This window comes from Methylomonas sp. EFPC1, from assembly GCF_016925515.1.
GTDB lineage: Bacteria > Pseudomonadota > Gammaproteobacteria > Methylococcales > Methylomonadaceae > Methylomonas > Methylomonas defluvii.
In genome coordinates this window covers 4,760,544-4,777,287 of the sequence record NZ_CP070494.1, presented here as the reverse complement: position 1 = coordinate 4,777,287, position 16,744 = coordinate 4,760,544, and the positions used below count along the sequence as shown (strand labels likewise).

At 53.6% G+C, this 16,744-nt stretch carries 17 protein-coding genes; 6 read left to right on the top strand and 11 right to left on the bottom strand.

Going from position 1 to position 16,744, the window contains the following annotated elements:
* The first annotated feature begins 25 nt into the window (after window positions 1-25).
* Window positions 26-2,392: a penicillin acylase family protein gene (locus tag JWZ98_RS21930; protein WP_240348135.1), complete on the top strand. Its 2,367-nt coding sequence runs from the start codon at window positions 26-28 to the stop codon at window positions 2,390-2,392.
* A gap of 142 nt (window positions 2,393-2,534) precedes the next feature.
* Here JWZ98_RS21930 and JWZ98_RS21925 read toward each other — a convergent pair whose 3' ends face one another.
* A complete protein-coding gene (locus JWZ98_RS21925; protein ID WP_205452099.1) occupies window positions 2,535-2,831 on the bottom strand; it encodes a PDDEXK nuclease domain-containing protein in 297 nt (98 codons plus the stop codon).
* Here JWZ98_RS21925 and JWZ98_RS21920 point away from each other — a divergent pair.
* Window positions 2,751-3,353 (top strand): PDDEXK nuclease domain-containing protein, encoded by a 603-nt coding sequence (locus JWZ98_RS21920; protein WP_346015183.1) that lies wholly within the window; start codon window positions 2,751-2,753, stop codon window positions 3,351-3,353. The genes JWZ98_RS21925 and JWZ98_RS21920 overlap by 81 nt on opposite strands.
* Here JWZ98_RS21920 and JWZ98_RS21915 read toward each other — a convergent pair.
* From JWZ98_RS21915 to JWZ98_RS21890, 6 genes are all read right to left on the bottom strand, one after another.
* Window positions 3,322-4,242 carry a type I restriction-modification enzyme R subunit C-terminal domain-containing protein gene (locus tag JWZ98_RS21915; RefSeq protein WP_205452068.1) on the bottom strand — a complete coding sequence of 307 codons (921 nt, stop codon included), beginning with the start codon at window positions 4,240-4,242 and terminating at the stop codon, window positions 3,322-3,324. The two genes, JWZ98_RS21920 and JWZ98_RS21915, sit on opposite strands and share 32 nt — an antisense overlap.
* 3 nt (window positions 4,243-4,245) lie before the next feature.
* A complete protein-coding gene (locus JWZ98_RS21910) occupies window positions 4,246-5,745 on the bottom strand; it encodes a DEAD/DEAH box helicase family protein (RefSeq protein WP_205452066.1) in 1,500 nt (499 codons plus the stop codon).
* 706 nt (window positions 5,746-6,451) lie between these two features.
* A complete protein-coding gene (locus JWZ98_RS21905) occupies window positions 6,452-7,513 on the bottom strand; it encodes an aminoglycoside phosphotransferase family protein (protein ID WP_205452063.1) in 1,062 nt (353 codons plus the stop codon).
* Window positions 7,510-8,097, bottom strand: coding sequence for an RdgB/HAM1 family non-canonical purine NTP pyrophosphatase (gene rdgB, locus JWZ98_RS21900; RefSeq protein ID WP_205452051.1), 588 nt, complete (start codon window positions 8,095-8,097; stop codon window positions 7,510-7,512). The genes JWZ98_RS21905 and rdgB overlap by 4 nt, the downstream gene beginning before the upstream one ends.
* 5 nt (window positions 8,098-8,102) lie before the next feature.
* The gene (rph, locus tag JWZ98_RS21895) at window positions 8,103-8,852 is read right to left on the bottom strand and encodes a ribonuclease PH (RefSeq protein WP_205454518.1); all 750 of its coding nucleotides are present in this window, start codon (window positions 8,850-8,852) and stop codon (window positions 8,103-8,105) included.
* A 57-nt stretch (window positions 8,853-8,909) separates the two neighbouring features.
* A complete protein-coding gene (locus JWZ98_RS21890) occupies window positions 8,910-9,815 on the bottom strand; it encodes a serine/threonine-protein kinase (RefSeq protein ID WP_020484023.1) in 906 nt (301 codons plus the stop codon).
* A 55-nt stretch (window positions 9,816-9,870) separates the two neighbouring features.
* Here JWZ98_RS21890 and JWZ98_RS21885 point away from each other — a divergent pair, with 55 nt between their 5' ends.
* Complete coding sequence (locus JWZ98_RS21885; protein WP_026602767.1) at window positions 9,871-10,722, top strand: YicC/YloC family endoribonuclease; 852 nt, start codon at window positions 9,871-9,873, stop codon at window positions 10,720-10,722.
* 176 nt (window positions 10,723-10,898) lie between these two features.
* Here JWZ98_RS21885 and JWZ98_RS21880 read toward each other — a convergent pair whose 3' ends face one another.
* The 3 genes from JWZ98_RS21880 to JWZ98_RS21870 all read right to left on the bottom strand — a co-directional run bounded on the left by JWZ98_RS21880 (window position 10,899) and on the right by JWZ98_RS21870 (window position 13,554).
* Window positions 10,899-11,330, bottom strand: coding sequence for a hypothetical protein (locus JWZ98_RS21880; protein WP_240348132.1), 432 nt, complete (start codon window positions 11,328-11,330; stop codon window positions 10,899-10,901).
* A 237-nt stretch (window positions 11,331-11,567) separates the two neighbouring features.
* Window positions 11,568-12,827 carry an FAD-binding oxidoreductase gene (locus JWZ98_RS21875; RefSeq protein WP_205452042.1) on the bottom strand — a complete coding sequence of 420 codons (1,260 nt, stop codon included), beginning with the start codon at window positions 12,825-12,827 and terminating at the stop codon, window positions 11,568-11,570.
* Between the two features lie 46 nt (window positions 12,828-12,873).
* Entirely contained in the window at window positions 12,874-13,554 is a 681-nt protein-coding gene (locus tag JWZ98_RS21870; protein WP_205452041.1) for an SDR family oxidoreductase, read from the bottom strand.
* 213 nt (window positions 13,555-13,767) lie between these two features.
* Here JWZ98_RS21870 and JWZ98_RS21865 point away from each other — a divergent pair, with 213 nt between their 5' ends.
* Window positions 13,768-14,394 (top strand): DUF998 domain-containing protein, encoded by a 627-nt coding sequence (locus JWZ98_RS21865; RefSeq protein WP_205452039.1) that lies wholly within the window; start codon window positions 13,768-13,770, stop codon window positions 14,392-14,394.
* Window positions 14,395-14,562: 168 nt separating this feature from the next.
* Window positions 14,563-14,949 carry an MAPEG family protein gene (locus tag JWZ98_RS21860; protein WP_205452037.1) on the top strand — a complete coding sequence of 129 codons (387 nt, stop codon included), beginning with the start codon at window positions 14,563-14,565 and terminating at the stop codon, window positions 14,947-14,949.
* A 39-nt stretch (window positions 14,950-14,988) separates the two neighbouring features.
* On the opposite strand, the gene JWZ98_RS21855 is transcribed toward JWZ98_RS21860, so the two are convergent.
* Complete coding sequence (locus tag JWZ98_RS21855; RefSeq protein ID WP_205452035.1) at window positions 14,989-15,420, bottom strand: DUF2721 domain-containing protein; 432 nt, start codon at window positions 15,418-15,420, stop codon at window positions 14,989-14,991.
* Window positions 15,421-15,642: 222 nt separating this feature from the next.
* Here JWZ98_RS21855 and JWZ98_RS21850 point away from each other — a divergent pair, with 222 nt between their 5' ends.
* Window positions 15,643-16,716, top strand: a complete 1,074-nt coding sequence (locus JWZ98_RS21850; protein ID WP_205452032.1) for a TIGR03790 family protein — start codon at window positions 15,643-15,645, stop codon at window positions 16,714-16,716.
* Window positions 16,717-16,744 lie beyond the last annotated feature (28 nt).

The following is a 16,744-nucleotide window of genomic DNA, read 5'->3' as shown; positions in this document are numbered from 1 at the left end:
CAATCTCCCCGAGGCTATATCAACCATGTCCAAAATGCGCGTTGCCTCCCTGTCGATTGCCGGTGTTATTGTCGGTGGAATTGCTTTGGTAACAGGGCTGTTGCTGGCATCGCTACCCGCCGAAAATGGCGAAGTAGTTTTGCCCGGCCTGTCCAGTCAAGCCCGCGTCAAAAGCGATGCGTTCGGCGTGCCGGAAATCGAAGCAACCCAGCGGGAAGACGCTTATCGCGTGCTAGGCTACTTGCACGCCCGCGACCGATTGTTTCAGATGGAATTGATGCGCCGCAAAAGCGCCGGACGCCTGGCCGAATTGTTTGGTGCCAAGGCGCTGGACGCGGACCGTAAACAGCGGATTTATCAAATGGATCGCGCCGCGCAACGCATCGTTGCCGATTTGCCCCCGGCTCAGCGTTTGACGCTGCAAGCTTATGTCGACGGCGTGAATCAATTCATCGGCACTGCCCGTGTTCTACCGCCGGAATTTCTGGCGCTGCGCCACCGTCCCGAGCCTTGGCGCCCTGAAGACAGCATCCTCGTCGAGTTGGCGATGTTTCAAACCCTGAACGGCCAGGAACAGGACGAGCGCATGGTCAGCGTCATGGCTCGCGCGCTGCCTCAGGAGTTGGTGACTTTCTTGACGCCGGATACCGATCCCTACGCCAAGGAATTGGTCGGCGGCAACCTACCGCGCCGCTTTAATCCGTCAATTCCGCTTGAGGCACTGGCCAGCCTACCCGGCACCGATTCAACGCTGGCGCTTAACCAAGCAGTGGATGCCGAAAATGTGGTGTCCGGGTCCAACAACTGGGTGGTTGCCGGCAGCAAAACCCGCGATGGCCGGGCGATGATCGCCAGCGATATGCACTTGGCGCTAAATGTGCCCAACATCTGGTACCGCGCCGATCTGAGTTATGGCAATCGCCATATTTACGGCGTGACCTTACCTGGTGCTCCTGCCGTAATCCTTGGTGGCAACGATGATGTGGCCTGGGGCTTTACCAATGTCACCGGCGACTTTCTGGATTTGATCCGCCTGGAAACTGATCCCGCCCATCCCGGCCAATATCGCACACCGCAGGGCTGGCAAGCGTTTACCGAACACCAGGAAACCATTCGCGTCAAAGGCGAGCCCGACGTGACGCTGACCTTGCGCGACAGCGAATGGGGGCCGGTATCGGATCAAGATTTACTGGGTCAACCCGTGGCGATCAAATGGACTGCGCTTGAGCCGCACTTTGTGGACCTGGGCCTGATGGATATGGACCAAGCCGGCAATACCCAGCAAGCCGTGGCGGTGATGAATCGCTTCGGCGGTCCGCCGCAGAACGTAGTGATTGCTGATCGTGACGGCCATATCGCCTGGACTTACATGGGCCGCTTTCCCAAACGCCGCGGATTCGACGGCCTGATCAGCCAGTCGTGGGCCGACGGCAACTTTGCTTGGGACGGCTCTATCCCTCCCGATGATTTGCCGCGCCTGTTCGACCCGGCCGACGGTTTTATCGTCACCGCCAACAATCGCACCCTGGGCCGGGATTATCCCTATGTGATCGGCCATAACTGGTCCTTGAGCTATCGGGCGCACCGCATCGAGGAATTGCTGAAAACTCGCAACGGCCTGACGGAGCCGGATTTGCTGGCAATTCAATTGGATACCCGCAGTGAAATTCTGGGATTTTACCAGCAATTGGCGCTGGATGCTCTGAGCAATCCGAGCGCGGCGGACGGCAGCTTGCAAAAATCCCGCAACGCCATCGCCGCCTGGGACGGCTACATGAAAACCGGCAGCATCGGCGCGCCAATCTTGAGTGAATTTAGAACCCGCCTGGCCGGCGCAGTGTTTGAGAAAGTGGTCGCCGCTGGCCAAACACTGGATCCGCAATTTCGTTACGCCTGGCGGGAAATGGAAACGCCGCTGCGGCAATTGCTGACGCAACGGCCCAAAGGCGTGCTGCACCCGCGTTATCAAGACGATTGGCAGGCCATGATCGTGGCGACATTGCGGCAAACCGTGCAAGCGTTGCGCGAGAAATACCCCGCTGTCGAGCCCGATCAACTGACCTGGGGCATGACCCACCCGGTTAATTTACGCCACCCGTTCAGCAAAGTGGCGTCTGCGTTGAGCGGCGTGCTGGACATGCCGGCCTTCGACAGCGACGGCTGCGCCAGCGTTTGCGTCAAGGTCATGGACAACGCCCATGGCGCCAGCGAACGGCTGGTCTTGTCGCCCTCTCACCCGGAAAATGCCCTGTTCCACATGCCGGGCGGCCAGTCCGGACACCCGTTATCGGCACATTACCGCGACCAGCAGAATTTTTGGCGGGATGGGGTGGCCTTGCCGTTGCAGTCGGCGAAGGCTGGGGATGTGTTGCGTTTCGTGCCACGGTTATAGTGCCAATGTGGGTGCTCTGTCCCTCATACTTACACTATTAACCTGGTTGCCCCGTCACTGGTGCTCAAGCATTGATGAACGGCTTTCTCAAAAAGCTGTAAAAAATGTGTCAGAGTTGTTGCGTCATGGACATTGAACGTCGTCACGGCAAATCACCCAACTCCTGCTCAATCTGTTCAATGCTCGGCAAATTTTTGGTTAGCTCAACTGGCAGAGATTCAACAAGCTGATACTCTGCCACGCCGATCGGCTTGTTGGTGTCACGCAAAGCATATTCGGCGACGATCCGGTTTTGGGTTTTGCATAACAATAAGCCGATGGTTGGCTGGTCGTGCTCGGATTTTCGCGAGCCAATTTGATGTACATGCGCGCTTTCGCGGAAGCTTGGCCCGATGCTGAAATTGTCCAACAGCTTGTTGGACGATTGCCCTGGGGCCATAATTTGGTGTTACTCAGCAAGCTAAAAGACGCCGAAAGCCGTAAGCGCTACGCCGAGCGGGCTATCGAATACGCTTGGTCGCGCAATGTGTTGAACATCCACATCGAAACTCGCTTACTGGATCGAGAAGGCAAAGCGGTCACCAATTTCGAAGCCAATTTGCCAAAGCCCCATTCGGATTTGGCCCGCGAGTCCTTGAAAGACCCCTATTTATTCGATTTCCTCGGCATTGGTCAGGAAGCGGACGAACGGGAAATTGAAAACGCGCTGGTCCAACACATCACCCGATTTCTGATCGAACTGGGTGCCGGCTTTGCCTTTGTCGGTCGGCAGTATCATCTGGAAGTGGGCGGCGACGATTTTTTCATCGACTTGTTGTTTTACCACCTGAAGCTGCGCTGCTACGTGGTGGTGGAGCTCAAGACCGGTAATTTCAAGCCGGAACACACGGGGCAATTGAGCTTTTACCTGACGGCGGTAGATGCGCAACTCAAAAGGCTTTGCGCAGGGTGTCTTCGGTGACGAACAAATCGGCTTGATTCAGGGTGGCGGCGATGCTGTCGAGTTCGTCGTCGCTGAGGTTTTCGCCGCTTTTTAGTTTGTCCAATGCCGGGAGTTCGTCAGCCAGACGTTTAACCCAGGCTTCGACCTGCTCGCGGTAGCTTTCTGCGAAGGCGCCTTCGCCGCTGGGGCCGTAAATGATCCAACTGCGTTGGCTGATGGCATCCGGCAGGTTGATTTCCACGGTGTTTTTGGGCGCGGCCGTGCGGTAACGCATCAATGGCGCGAAGGTCTCTTGCAAATTGTTCAGCCGAGCCAAATCCAAATGATCCCAAAAACCGGCGGTCGCAACCCAGGCGCGTTGTTCCTGCACTTTGCGGACTTCCGGAATATTGTCCGCCAAGCTGGCGATGGCCTCTTGAACACGCTGTTTTACACTGAGCTGTTCGGCCTCATCTGATTTTAACCAGGCTACGGTTAGCCGCTCACACCAAACGCGAAATTGCAATTCGTCGAGCCCGCAGAGCGGTGCCAAGCGCATCAGTGGCGCGATGGTTTTGCTGAGATGCTCAATGACAGCATGATCGGGTTGCGGCCACTGCGCGAGTAGTTGGTCCAGTTCGTCCCAGTGCGGCCGCACGTTGATGCTTTGCCGAGGCAAGGCGGCCAACATGGCTTGCAGTTCCTCAATGGCAGACTGGGTATCGAACTGTTGGGCGTGCAAGGTACTCCATTTTTCCAAACGCAGGCGGAATAAACGTACCGGCAACGGTTCGCTGGGATGGTCCAGTTCACCGTCCGGCTTGAGTTTGAAATAGGCGAAGTTTTTCCAATGGTCGATGATCAGAAAGTCTTTTTTAGCCTGGCCGGTGGCTTTGTCGATATGGAGCCGGGTACCGCGTCCGATCATCTGCTAAAATTTGACCCGGCTGAATACCGGCTTGGCGAACACCAGATTTTGGATGGCCGGCACGTCGACGCCGGTATCGAGCATGTCCACCGAGATGGCAACACGCGGCAAGGTTTTGTATTTGAAATCGTCCAGCGTGGCATCGGCGCGTTCCATGTGGCTGTCGATGATTTCCGCCATGCCCTGGCGTTGTAGCTCCGGATAGAGGCGGTTGAAACTTTCGTACAGGCGTTTGGCGTGGGCATGGCTGACGGCGAAGACTATGGTTTTATGCGGCAAACCGCGCGCATCTTTTCGGCATTTATCCATGAATTCGCGGACGATGGCATCGTTGGTGCCTTGGTTGATGACGCCTTTTTCAATGTCGCTGCCGTCGAAGTTGAGTTCGTCGAGTTCGACGCCTTGGTCGCGAGCCATTTGTTGCAGCGGCTCGGGCAGCGCATCGCCCTGAATACCCTGGAGCTGAAAATTGGTTTGCGCATCCAATACCCGGTAATTGACCAGATTTTTATCGGCAACCGCTTGTTCGTAGCTGTAGTAATAGGACGGCAGGCCGTCACCGCAGTCGAACAGTTCGAAGGTGTTGTGGTCGATGTAATCGGTCGGCGTGGCGGTCAACCCCAGCTGGATAGCATCAAAATGATCGAAAATGGCCTTATAGCGTTGATAGATGGATCGATGGCTTTCGTCGGCGACGATAAGATCGTAACAACCCACCGACAGGCGCTGGTAAACCTGCATCATGCTGGGATAAGTGGCGAATTGAATGCGAGCGCCCGAGGTCGTGCCGCCCTCTATTCGGCTCAAACTCTCGTTGGGTAGATGGGTTTTGAATTCGGACATGGCCTGACGGACCAGTTCACGCCGATCCGCCAGAAACAGCACTTTCTGCACGCGCTTAGCACGTAACAGGGTATCGACCAAGGCAATAGTGGTGCGGGTTTTGCCGGTCCCGGTTGCCATCACCAACAAAAATTTACGTTTGGCGGCATCGATGCCTTCGGTCACTCGGCGGATCGCTTCGTTTTGATAATCGCGGCCGGCGATCTCGGCATTGATAGTCACTTCACTCACCGGCAGGGCATATTGCTTTTGGTGCCTTAAACGTTCGAGATCGTCGCGGGTATAAAAGCCGGCGATCTTACGTGGCGGGTAGCGGTCTCGATCCCAAAACTGGATTTCCTTGCCGTTGGTCAAGAACACAAACGGATCAACGCCGGTTTTGGTTTTGATGGCTTCGGCATAGTCCGCCGCTTGGCGTTTGCCTGCCAACTCGTCACGCGAAGTGCGCTTGGCTTCAACGACTGCCAACGGTTTACCGTCGGAGCCGAGCAAGACGTAATCGGCGAATTGATCTTTGCCGTAAGGTTGGTCCGGCGTGGCGACTTGCAATAACACTTCTTCAAGCAGCATTTTGCGCTGCTTGGACCAACCGGCACGGGCGAGCTGGGAATCAATCAACTCGGTTCGGGTTAACGTCTCGTTGGGGGCTGTTGCTGTCACAAGGTCCTTTTTTTTCGTCCGTTGCACGGAGATTTCATGATCGATCGCTGAAAATCTTGGAAACGGAGCGTAAGCGAAGTGAAGATTTTTAGTCCCCGATAGCCGTAGCGCCGGGCAGGTTTTCGCAGCGAAGCGGAGAAAACCTGCAAGGCATCGCGACACGGCGTCAAGTCATGCGAGAGCCAATGTATCGAACCCCTTGTTGGGTCGAAACGAGGTGACGCGGACGAATCGGGGCCGCCGAAGGCATGAACTGCCAGCAAATTTTTCGCGCTGAAATCGGATGGGACCCATTTCAGCTTTACCGAAAAATGCTGGCGCTCTTGTAATTTCGACCTTAGCGGAGGCTCTCGCCTGATTTTTTCACTCAATCAGATACGCAGCAAACGCCAGATAACTTTATAACTCTGTTCTCAGATAATGGATAGCTCACGGTAATCGACTTCCAGTGTCAAACCATGCAGTTCCTAATTTAAACCAGCATGTTGACACGGCATCTTCGCCGGCCAAATCATGACTTACACTGGAGATAAAATAGTCACAACCACATGACGGACGACTCGAAGTCGCTGACTTTAGCCACTCAATTCTGGCACCGTTATATCGGGTTGCAAATTGAAATGGCCTGGTGACTTTGATTGTTTAGCAACAAGCCTTCGACGGAAATTCGTCCTTAGAAATTTTAAAACTCAAGGCAGTTATGCAATTAGCCTATACGCTTGGCTAACAATTGCTGCAAATCCCCTTTTTGCCGCTCGATGCTATCGCACAAGGCAAATAACGCCTGCGCCCTTTCCAGGTTTTGCCGGGGTGCGTTTACCTTGAAGTACTGATTGCCGTCCAGGTAATCGCTGAAAAAGCGTAGGCCCAGTTCGAACGGAATCAGCCAGATGGCCGGGTAGAGATAGTCGTAGTCGTTGGCGGTGAAAAACTCGCCGGCTTCTTGCAGGTAGCTTTCCAGTATGGTCTGGCAGCGGGCCAGGTCGAATTCGTTGTTGCTGGGGTTGTGGCAGCAGGAGCGCAGGCAGTCGCCAATGTCGTAATGCACCAGGCCGGGTTTGACGGTGTCCAGATCGATCAGGCTGACGATGCGGTCGCTGCCGGGTTCGAATAGAAAATTGTTCAGTTTCGGGTCGCCGTGTATCACCCGTTCGCACAGTTCTCCGCACTGTTTGGCTTGCTCCAGGACGGGGATTCGTTGCTGCATCCGGTCGATAAAATCCCGGCATTCGTTAAATGCCGTATCGCAGGTGACTTGCAACGGCTGCGCCAGCCGTTGCCGATAAGTTTCAAAGTAGCTTGGCGTGATATGGAAGCCCGGCAGGGTGTCGTGCAGCTCAGCGGCGGGCAGGGTGGCGCATAGCTTGTGAAAGTGTGCCAGGGCAAAGCCGACTTGGCTGGCTTCCGCCGGATTGCTGATGTACTCGCGGCTCTCGGCGGGCTCGATCAATTCCAACGCTCGCCAGACTTGGCCGCTGTCGTCCCGATAACTCGCTGATCCAGCCACAGTGGGCAGCATGGCCGGAATTTGCAGACGCACATCGGCGGCATGCTGAGAGCCGATATGTCGATTCAACCGTTGCAGATTGGCGATGACCTGTTCCGGTTGCGGAAATACCCTGCCGTTCAGGCCTTGCAATACAAAGCGATTGCCGTTGCTTGGGGTGACGAGATAGGTGTCGTTGATCAGGCCGTTACCGAGCGGGCTGATCTGCGGTGCGCTGCCGAGGCCGGTAAATTGTTCGGCTATCTGCTGTAGCCGAATCACAGCCCGGCAAGTTGTTGACTAAGCGCCCGCAAAGCTTGGCCGCGATGGCTGAGAGCGTTTTTTAATTCCGGGGCCAGTTGCGCCGACGAGCATTGATGCTGCTCAACCCAGAACACCGGATCGTAACCAAAGCCGTTTTCACCCACTGCTTGCCGCGAAATCCGGCCTTCCCAAACGCCTTGGGCGATGATGGGCGTCGGGTCCAACGCATGACGTAGATAAACCATCACGCAGATGAAACGCGCGCTGCGTTCTGTGTCCGGCACGTCGCGCATTTCTTCCAGTAACTTGTCCAGATTCTCTTGGTCCGAAGCGCCTACACCGGCATAACGCGCCGAAATCACGCCAGGCGCGCCGCCCAACGCATCCACCGCCAAACCCGAGTCATCGGCAATGGCCGGCAAGTTGCAATGCGCCGCAGCGTTGCGGGCCTTGATGATGGCGTTTTCGATAAAGGTCGCGCCGGTTTCTTCCGGCTCGACCACATTAAACTGCGATTGCGGCAGGATTTGGTCGTTTTGCAGGATGGCCTGAATTTCCCGAATCTTGCCGGCATTACCGCTGGCCAAAACTATCGAACTCATTTCTTTTACAGCACGACTCGCAGCGGGGCTGGCTTTTTCGCTTCCCGCAATGCCGCTTGCTGCTTTTCCAGCAGCTGATTGATGCCGAACTCGGCCAATTCCAGCATCGCGTTAAGCTCGTCTTTTCTAAACGCATGACCTTCGGCGGTACCTTGCACTTCGATGAAGTGGCCGGCTTCGTTCATCACCACGTTCATATCAGTTTCGGCTTGATGATCTTCGGCATAATCCAAGTCCAACACCGGCACGCCGTCGTAAATCCCCACCGAGACCGAAGCCACTTGCCCATGCAGCGGGTTTTTCTTGATTTTGTGGGTTTTTAACAGATGTTCGATAGCAATCGACAAAGCGACGAAGCCGCCAGTGATGGACGCGGTGCGGGTGCCGCCGTCGGCTTGAATCACGTCGCAATCGATGGTGATGGTGTTTTCACCCAGGGCTTTTAAGTCAATGGCCGCGCGCAAGGAGCGGCCGATCAAACGTTGAATTTCCAGAGTGCGGCCGCCTTGTTTGCCGCGGCCGGCTTCGCGGTCCATCCGGCTGTGGGTGGAGCGCGGCAACATGCCGTATTCCGCGGTGACCCAGCCTTCGCCCTTACCCTTCAAGAAGCGCGGGACGCTGTTGTCGACGCTGGCGGTGCATAGAACCCGAGTATCGCCGAACTCCACTAACACCGAGCCTTCGGCATGTTTGGTGTAATTGCAGGTGAAGCGTATTTCGCGCAGTTGATCGGGGTTGCGTCCGCTTGGTCTCATATTCATCTCGCTGGTATATAAATTGCCGGCATTATACTGGCTTTACCGGGCGGATTTTTAACTATTGCCAGGACTGAGAGCCTGCTGTAACTCTGCCACGCTTTGCGGTCTATTCTCCGGAAAAACCGCCATGGCCCAATCGATGGCTTTCAGTAAATACTCGGGAAAATGCCGTTTATGCGCCTTCACGGCCGGCGCTAAATCGTCCTGTTTGATGCGATCCGGCGAGGGCTGCGGGATTTTATAATCCAGACAGGCGCGCATGCTGGCACCCACCGCATAAATATCGGACCAAGGCCCAAGATTGCCATTGTTGTCGTATTGCTCGATAGGCGAATAACCGTTGGTCAGCACCTTGGCACGATTGCGCTGCGGGTCCAGGGTGATTTTGCGGATGGCGCCGAAATCCAGCAGCAAGGGGTCGTTTTCACTGCGGATCAAAATATTGGCGGGCTTAATGTCCAGATGCACCAGACCTTTTTGATGCACCGCTTCCACGCCGGTCAGCAACAGCTTGAATACGGTCAACAGGAAGTCTTCGTTAATCGGCAGGCTACGTTTGTGCAGGATTTTGTCTAGCGTGATGCCATAGTCGTAAGTCATCACCATATACACGGTGTCGTTGGCCTGGAAGAAATTAATCACATCGACGATATTGTGGTGCTTCAGCATCGCCAGCACTTTGGCTTCTTCAAAGAATAACGAGCGGCCGCGCATGAACAGTGTCTTTGCCTCCTCATTATTGGGTACGACCAGATTATTCCAGGTGCGGTGCGCCAGCTTGCGGGGTAGATATTCCTTAATCGCTACCTGAATCTGATCGGCCAACTGCCTGGCCAGATACACCGAGCTAAAGCCACCATGCGCCAATTCCCGCTCGATCATGTACTGATCTATAATGGTTCCCGATTGAAGGTAATTCCATTCCTTGGGATAAGTTTCTGGATCGTAGTATTCGGCCATGTGCAAAGCTGGGCGGGTTAAGCGTAACGATTATAGGTGAAAAATGATAAGAAGCATGACCGCTTTCGCGGACGGCGAAATAAGCGCCGACAATCTGACCATCCTTTGCGAATTACGTTCGGTCAACCATCGTTACAGCGATCTTAGCGTCAAGTTGCCCGAGCGACTGCGCTTTGTGGAAGCCGACGCCCGCCGCCTGATTGCCGACAAACTGAAGCGCGGCAAAATCGAATGCGCCTTGAGTTACAAAAAGCAAGCCAGCGATAACAGCTTCAATATCAATCGGGAAATAATCGAAAAGTTGCTGACGGCAACCGCGGGTATCGAAGCGTTGATGAGCAATCCGCAGCCGTTTTCCGCATTAGAGGTGCTGGCGTTTCCGGGAGTGCAACAAGAAACCGAAACCGACAAGGAAGCATTACGCGAAAAAATCGTCCAGTTGCTGGACTTAACGCTGGATAAAATGCTGGAAACCCGCGCCCGCGAAGGCGCGCAACTGGCGCAACTTCTGGAAGACCGCTGCCAAAAGATTAATTTGTTGGTCGAAGCGGCCCACAAACGTATGCCGGATGTGTTGCACAACCTGCGAAGCAAGCTTACCAGCCGGGTGCTGGAGATGGTGGCCGAACCTAATTTTGATCGCTTGGAGCAGGAGTTGGTGTTGCTGGCGCAAAAACTTGATGTGGCCGAAGAACTGGATCGCTTGGAAACCCATGTCGCCGAAGTGCTGCGCACCTTGAAACAACCGGAACCCACCGGCCGCCGTCTGGATTTTTTAATGCAGGAAATGAACCGGGAGGCTAACACCTTGGGCTCCAAGTCCGCTGACCGGGAAATGACGCAGATTTCCATCGATTTAAAAGTGCTTATCGAACAGATGCGTGAGCAGATACAAAATATTGAATGAAGTCTCAACCAAGACAGGCGCTTAGACTTTTATCTTACTTCCCGTACCACATATATTTTGTGATCCCTCTAATTTAAAGTTCAAACTGAGCTTGTCGGCGTTAGCGGCTCACTATTATCCGACAAGCTCAAGACCCATAATAAAGCTAAACAACACTGATAGCGTAAATTAAAGCACTACTTATCAGCGCGCTGACAAAACAATATTGCGTCTCGCCAATCCAAACCTTTTCCTGTGGCATTTTGGAAGCACTCTACTGTGTTTTTGGCATTATTGGTGCCGGCGCAGAGATTAATAATATTTTGCCAATCCCAACTGACACCCTTGCCCCAGTTCACTCGGCCGTCCAGTACGCTTAGAAAGCATGCGCCAGGCTCTGCGGGTTTAGTCGTTCCGGCACAGAGTTGCTTGACGTTTTTGGGCTCCCAATTCATATTTTTCTCGTCATTCCAGGGGATTTTGCCTTGCACTGAATTAAAGCATTCTGACTCATGGTCGGAGGCTTGAACTGTCACAGTATTAAAAAACAATGCAATTGAGCCGATGGCAATTGAGGTGCGGATAAAACGGTAAATACTACTTGATGTTTTCATGAGTAAATCCCCCATTATTTAATATTGATGTTTAATATAGTTAAATCAATAAAAACTATATTTTTGGTTCGCTAATAAATTACTCGACTTTTAGAGTATTTAGTTACCAGCTTACGCTCACTCACTATTCCATGAAAAATAGGTTTGTCGAATATTTACAAATCAACTGAAAATATATAAAAACTCAATAAAAATAATCGGCAAAATAAGGCCCGTCTCTGGATTAACTCCTCTATTAATAATAACTAGAATTTACAAGCTGTTTTTCTTCAGTGCATTGGACTGCCAATACTGGGATATATCGTTATTCAAAAACCTGTCTATGGAAAATTCTGCAATATCAATAGACTTTGCCGTCACATGGCCTTCAATAATTAAGTCGGCAATGATCTCTCCGAAAATTGGTGCATATTTCAAAGCCTGGCCGGCGCCCAAGCAGTGGTAAAGATTAGTCAACTGGGTGTCCGGGCCCAGGATAAACTTCAAATCGGGGGTAATATCGAAAAACGAATGATAGCCGCCGGCATAAACCGGCTTACCAATTTTGGGGAAACGATTAATCACCTTACCCAGATAATTATCGAGCTGTTGATGGGTAACATTAAAACTCAGCGCGTCATAAATAACGTTGGCGCCCTCCGGATTCATCACTGCCCGGCTAAACGAGCGGGCAATATCCTTGGCGCTGCGGCTGCGAGGTTGGTGCATGTGCAAAATACTGCCACGCCAGCGCCGAAAATAGGCTTGATTGACATAGTCGGCGATGATGGGCATCCCTTCGGGAATGTCATCGGCGCTCACTAAAAAATTGGCGGCATACACCGGTTCCAAAGCCACCGGGATACTTAAGCCGATACCGGCAAATAATTCCGCGCTCCAAGCCCCGGCGGCATTGATCACGTGTTCGGCAAAAATTTTGCCCTGGCTAGTATTGATGGCGCTGATGCCTTGCTTGGTATGTGCAAAGTCTATGACTTCGCAATGCTCCAGCACATCAATGCGGTTCTTTTTAGCCGCCGTTTGCATGGCATTTAATATCTGCGGCGAGTCCAACTGCAAAACGTCCGGTTCGTAATAGTAAATTTCGTCCGGCACGGTTTTTAGGGCTTGGCGGCTCAGATCCATCACGTCGCGATGGGCAAGCATCGCAAAGCCTATGCCTTCCTGTTGCAGCATTTGCTCCAGCGCCGTCCAACTTTCGGCACGGCTGTCGGGGGTATTTTCTGCAATCCAGATAGCGCCCGGTTGCTCGTAGGGGATGTTGACGCCCCAAAGAGGTTTGAGATTTTTCCAATATTGGGTGGCCATTTTAGCCATCCTGGCAGCCATCGGCGAAGCATTGGCGGAGCGGACGATGGCGCTATGCCGGGAGCTCAGACCGGCACCCAAAACTTTTTTCTCGATAATGGCGACTTTATGTCTGTTATTGCCCAGCCGGCGTTGTACCGAAAAAGCGCATGCCGCGCCGAGGCAGCCACCACCAATCACCACGGTATGATAGAGCTTATTCATCAAGTCTCCGCGCAGCCTGGCGCTGCAAAGCAATTTTCAGCGGCTATCAAGTCTTGATAGCAGACATTCCCCCATCGACATGCATGACTTGCCCGGTAATCCAGGCGGCATTTTCGGACAGTAAAAACCAGGCCATCTGGGCAATATCCTCCGCTGCACCCAGACGTTTCAGCGGGTGTCGCGCCGCAGCAGCCTGCTTTTTGCTGTCTTCGCGCAAGAGACTTTCCGCTAACGGCGTGTCGGTCAATGACGGCGCAATTGCGTTTACTCGGATTTTTGGAGCCCATTCCGCCGCCAAGGCACGGGTCAAACCCTCTATCGCGCCCTTGGATGCCGAGACCGTGGCATGGAAAGGAAACCCGGTTTGCACGGCCACAGTGCTGAACAGCACCACCGAAGCACCCTCTGCCGCTTGTAGATTGCGATGATAGTGCTGCAGGCAGCGCACGGCACCGATCAAATTAAGTTGAAAATCCGCGATAAATTCCTCGGGCTTGATCCTGACGAAAGGCTTTAAATTGATAGTGCCGGGGCAATACACCAAGCCTTGCAAGGGTTCATCAATGGGCGGCAATGCGTCGCTTGCTACATCGCAACTAAAATGTTTGAACACGTTCGGCACCGCAGCAGAACGGCTTAAGGAGTAGACTTTGCAGTGCGGCTGAGCCAAACCGGCAAGTGCCGCCCCAATCCCGCTACTGGCTCCTACAATCAAAACATTACCCATGTTGTCCTCTGTCAGCCGATCAATCCAAACAAAATCTGTCGTTTGCGGTGGGGGTGCTAATGATTTCTTCTTGTATGCGCCGTAACAGACTGAGTTTTGCACCACTAGCCCCCCGTGATCTGAAGGCTACCTTAGAGATGCAGTTAGTCAATGCGCTGCGCACGGCTAAGCTGGACGGGATAAACTAGTGTTTTTACGTGACGAGATTTGCGGATGAATCCAGGCCGATTTGGCATCTTCAGCGGTATCGCGGCCCCAGTCATATGGTTGTCGCTGATTGGCCTGGCCGGCGCTATGCGTTCGGAGTTCAGCCACAGCTATCAGTACATCAGCGAGTTGGGCGAACGCGGCAGTAGTACGGAAATACCGATGCGCTATATCGGCTTCGGGTTTGCCGGATTATTGTATGTGTGCTTTGCATTAGCCGTCCCGGCAGCGTTGCGCGAAGGTTGGCGTTCGGTGCTGCTCGCCATGCTGATTGGTCTGGACGGAATTGGGCGGATTGGGGCCGGTGTATTCGCCTGCGACCCCGGCTGCGATGGCTTGTCGTCCAGCCAGGAATTACATCGGCTGTTTGCGATGACCGGGTTTTCCGCGGCTATTCTGGCAACGCTTGTTTGCGGTGTGGTATTCCGACGCCATGCGTGGCTGGGCATACTTAGCGCTTACTCGATTGGTAGCGGCTTGCTGGCGACGACTTTGCTGCTGCTGATGACTTGGGAGGCCAATCCTATCCAAACCCCCGGCCTGTTCGAACACTGGGCAACCGGCGTGCTTTCCATCTGGACATTGGTGTTGGCGTTGCGTTTACGGCGCACTCCCGTAGCGACGGATGAATAGCGCTGTTGCTAAAAACTTTAGTTATATTGCCCGGCCCTTGTAACGACACTTCGGCACAGGCAAGTGTGGAGTGCAGTGGAGTATGAAATTTAAGGGTCTGCTTGATGGCAGGAACTTTCCAGGATTTCAATCACCGAAATTTCAACAGCAAAACCGCGGGAGAATAATGTGATCAGTGCCGTATATGCCGCTTTGGCGGCCTTGCTAATAGCCGGGTTGTCACAGAGAGTTATCAAATTGCGCCGGGCAAAAAAAGTGATTTTCGGCGATGGCGGCGAAACCGATTTGCAAATCGCCATCCGCGCCCAAGGCAACGCTACGGAATACATACCGATATTGTTGATTTTATTGGCGCTGCTGGAATTAAGCGGCGGACATGCCGCGCTGCTGCATATCGGCGGTTTTGCGATCATCCTGGGTCGAATAGTCCACGCCCGGGGCTTGTTGCGTGCGAACCTGGATCAACGAGTGCTTGGCATGCAAATCACTATTTTTACCCTGATAGGCCTGGCCGTCGCCAATCTGGGCTACGCCGTTTATGCCGCATTCGGTTAGCTGATGCTTGGGCAATAATCTGCGGAATGGCTGGATAGCTTAAGGCCGTTTGAGCAGGGCTAAAATGCCCGTTGCCAAGATGATTTCTCTAAGAAAACACAAAAGACCGGCTATCAGCGCCAGCATTGATGCCACAAACAAAAGAGAGACCGCATCCGAGAGATCGATGGCCAATTCCACGCCAACAAACATGACGACGATGGACAGGCAAACCAGCAAGGCGCAGCTGGTGCACAGGATGATGGACCATTGGTTCCAACGTGCCCGCCGCGTCAAGATTTGCAATTCCGGATGATGTTGCTCGGCTTGCGCGCCATCAAGCTCACTGAGCAAACGAAACCGGTCCACGGTGCGTCCCAGGCGGTTGGTCAATACCGCCAAAATACCGGCAACGCCGGACAGCAGAAAAACCGGAGCGACCGCTTGTTGAATCACATGAGCAACTGTCGGTATGTTGGCTATGGCATCCATAATGACTATCCGCAAAATTAAAAATAACGCATTTATCCACCCAAGCTTTAAATGCCCCGGATTCCTGATTCCCGCGACATTCAAAGGCCGGGTTTAATCGGACAAGGTAAACGCGCACCTTGCCCACTGTCGAAAAATTTTACAATGAGTGTTGCATTTAATGCGTGTCCGGTTAAAGTGACCGATCCGATAAATTCGACCGCCAACCTCACGGAGTAACGTGTGTTTCCCGTTAAGTCATGCAAATTTGCCCTGCTCGGGCTTATCCTCAGCCAGCTGCTTTGCTCGCCCACATTGGCCGCCCCGGTCTCGCCGATGTACCGGCCTTCCTCGGCGCTGACCGGCCAAGATCTGGCCGTCATCGTCAACGACGCCGATCCCTTGAGCGTACAAATCGCCGCTTATTACCAAAAGCAGCGGCAAATTCCGGCGGAACGGATGATACATGTGCGTTTTGCACCGAATCAGGCCGTGTTGCCCAAACAACAATTTGAGCAAGTGAAACAGGAAGTCGATCAAAAAACGCCAGCGCATGTGCAGGCCTACGCGCTGACCTGGCTGCAACCGTTTCGCGTCGATTGCATGTCCATCACCACGGCCTTCGCGGCCGGCTTTAGTGAATCCTTTTGTGCCAAAGGCTGCGTACAAACCCATAACAGCCCTTATTTCACCTCCGAAACCGATAAACCGTTTAAAACCCACGGCTGGCGGCCCACCATGGCCGTGGCCGGCAAGACCTTCGCGGAAGCGAAAAAACTGATCGATACCGGTGTCGCCTCGGATTATTCGCATCCGCAAGGCTCGGCATATTTGTTGAAAACTTCGGACAAGGCCCGCAGCTCCCGAGCCGCGCTGTTTCCGAAAGTGGCCGAATCGCTGGCCAGTTTTTGGCCTGTGCATTATCTGGAGCAAGAGTATATTGAGGGTCGCCAGGACGTGATGTTTTATTTCACCGGACTGATCAAAGTGCCGCATCTGGCGGATAACCGCTATTTACCGGGCGCTGTTGCCGACCATCTCACCTCCTCGGGCGGCGTGATGTCGGGCAGCGACCAGATGAATATCATCGAATGGCTGCGTGCCGGCGCTACCGCCAGTTATGGCGCGGTGGTGGAACCGTGTAATTTTCCGGCCAAGTTTCCCAATCCGGGCGTATTGATGTATTTCTACCTGCGCGGCAGCAGTGTGATTGAAGCTTACTGGAAAAGCGTCGCCCAACCCGGCCAGGGGATTTTTGTCGGCGAACCGCTGGCTAAACCGTTTGCTTATCAACCACACCAAGCGCCGGCTCCTTAGTAGGCATCCATAAAATCCCTGCTCACCC